Genomic DNA, 2,076 nt, shown 5'->3' on the forward strand with positions numbered 1-2,076 from the left:
GCGCGGGGAACACACTTCCTCTATTTCTTTGAAAAGAAATAGAAAAAAAGACTCTCTCAATTCTACCGATTAAATCGGTCGAAAAGAACAGGCCTTATAATTCCGTATTGTTAAAGAACTTCCCCGGTTCCTGCAACGGGGAGAAAAGAAACGAGCTTAGCTCCATCGAGTTCTAGAGGGATGCGGCGGTTGGCACCCAATGTCACAAAATCGAAGCCGGCTTCGTTGTTGGTTTTCCAGGCCATCACTGCGTTACCATCCTCGATGCCCTTCTCGACCTGCCCCCAAATATGCTCGCGCACCTTCGTGGAGTAATCGCCCACGTAAACACCCGCGCGGATCTCCAGTAGCCAAATAGCCAGGCGCCCGCGCAAGCGTGGTGGCGCATTTTCAAGTACGATGACCAGCATCGCCAAGGCTCTCCGGATTGGGTATGGCGGGAGGCTGTGAATCCTCTGGCGGTGTGGGTGGTTTTACTTCTCCTGCTGCGAGGATGGTCTCGATGTCCGGGATGATTCGCTCCAGAAGCCGAGTTTTGCGGAAAATGTCGCGGCATCCCAGGCGCACAGCTTGTTCGGGATTATGAGGTTGTTTGGCCGCAACACCGAAGGCAACAGGCACCACGGTCTCGAATTTATAAATGTCTGCAATATCGTAAATGAACGACAGTGGTTTCCCCGTGTGGATAAATCCCACGGCAGGAGCATATCCGGCTGCTAGGACAGCCGCTTCGGTCACGCCATAAAGACAGGCGGTCGCGGACGAAAGGCAGCGGTTGGGTAGGTCACCTTTATTCCAGTCCGAGGTGTCATAGTTGCGAGCTTTCCAGTTTACACGGTACTTTGCTGCCAGGCGCTTGTATGTCTCACGAACACGGGCACCTTCGATACCCCGCAGTTGTTCGACGCTCCTGCGTGCAGGTGGTTCTTCTCCGAAGCGGACAGCGTACATCTTGCGGACGACCTTCAGTCGCAGGCTCGGGTCGAGTGCAAGCTGTGCCTGATACAACAATCGGTCAGCACGTGCACCACCGGGCTGGCCTGAAGAATAAAGTCTAACGCCCGCTTCCCCGACCCAAACGAGTAGAGTGCCCGCGCGTGCTGCCAGTGCCGCGGCGGCATGTGAAACACGCGTGCCAGGTTCCAACATGAGGCACGCCACGCCACCGATAGGTATATGTGTGCGCACGCCGGTCTTGTCGACCACCACGAAGGCGCCGTCGAGCACGTCCAGTTGCCCCTTCTCGATAAACAGGACGGAAAGCCGTTCTTTGATGAGGATTGGCTTGAGAGGAGGGAGCAGAGGTGTGCTCATCCTGAATCGCCTGGCAACGGGCGTCGCCTGACCGTACGTTCGCCGATGACAACCAGTTGACCGACCGCATGCGCAGGATCATCCAGCAATGCAAGGACCCAATCGGCGGGTTTATCTGGAGGGTAAGGTTCTTGTCGCAGGTATAGGATCGCGGGAGGCGCCGGGCAACGCCTGGAATACACCAGCTCTCCGTAATCGCGGTCGAAAGTGACGAGCCAGCGTCCGGTATCGCAGGCCTTCCTCAGAATGGCCTCGTCGGACGCGCCCGGCATGATCTCACAAACGGCAAGCACATCTACACCCTGCTCGCGCAATTTCCGCACAGCAGGGAACGGGAAATTCTCGTTGACGAGCAGGGGTGGATTCACGCGGAGGCTTTGTATTTGGCAATGTACTGTTCATCGTGCAACATTTCCGCTGCGAAGGCCAACGCGGCCAGAATGTCTTCGCGCGTGATGTGCGGATACGCCTCGATGATGGTATCGAATGTCCAGTCATTGGCCAGCCACCCAAGAATTAGCTCGACGGAAATGCGCGTACCCTTGACGACAGGCTTGCCCAGCAGGATTTCCGGATCACTGATGATGCGATCTCGCCAGTCCATACGAATGGCCTCTTCAGAGATTGTATAACGATTCATATTCAACCCTTATGGCATGGAATTCAAGCCCGCCGGACGAGCAGAAGGCCGCAGCCGAAGGCTTTGGCGGGGCCAGTGCCTTCCATGAGTAAACGAGTGAAGCGCGTCACATCCGTTACCAC

5 protein-coding genes are annotated in these 2,076 nt (G+C 56.1%); all 5 read right to left on the reverse strand.

Translation table 11 applies throughout. From position 1 onward, the window contains the following. Window positions 1-110 precede the first annotated feature (110 nt). The 5 genes from cas2e to RQ738_RS13570 are packed head-to-tail and all read right to left on the reverse strand — an operon-like array spanning window position 111 to window position 2,076. Entirely contained in the window at window positions 111-410 is a 300-nt protein-coding gene (cas2e, locus tag RQ738_RS13550) for a type I-E CRISPR-associated endoribonuclease Cas2e (RefSeq protein WP_314165847.1), read from the reverse strand. Continuing rightward, complete coding sequence (gene cas1e / locus RQ738_RS13555) at window positions 391-1,302, reverse strand: type I-E CRISPR-associated endonuclease Cas1e (protein WP_409929557.1); 912 nt, start codon at window positions 1,300-1,302, stop codon at window positions 391-393. Before cas1e ends, cas2e begins: the two co-directional genes overlap by 20 nt. Window positions 1,303-1,310: 8 nt before the next feature. Beyond that, window positions 1,311-1,682 carry a DUF5615 family PIN-like protein gene (locus RQ738_RS13560; protein ID WP_314165849.1) on the reverse strand — a complete coding sequence of 124 codons (372 nt, stop codon included), beginning with the start codon at window positions 1,680-1,682 and terminating at the stop codon, window positions 1,311-1,313. Then, the gene (locus RQ738_RS13565) at window positions 1,679-1,954 is read right to left on the reverse strand and encodes a DUF433 domain-containing protein (protein WP_314165850.1); all 276 of its coding nucleotides are present in this window, start codon (window positions 1,952-1,954) and stop codon (window positions 1,679-1,681) included. Before RQ738_RS13565 ends, RQ738_RS13560 begins: the two co-directional genes overlap by 4 nt. 23 nt (window positions 1,955-1,977) lie before the next feature. Continuing rightward, window positions 1,978-2,076: a type I-E CRISPR-associated protein Cas6/Cse3/CasE gene (locus RQ738_RS13570; RefSeq protein ID WP_314165851.1), complete on the reverse strand. Its 99-nt coding sequence runs from the start codon at window positions 2,074-2,076 to the stop codon at window positions 1,978-1,980.

The organism is Sulfuriflexus sp., from assembly GCF_032250955.1.
Taxonomy (GTDB): Bacteria; Pseudomonadota; Gammaproteobacteria; order AKS1; family AKS1; genus Sulfuriflexus.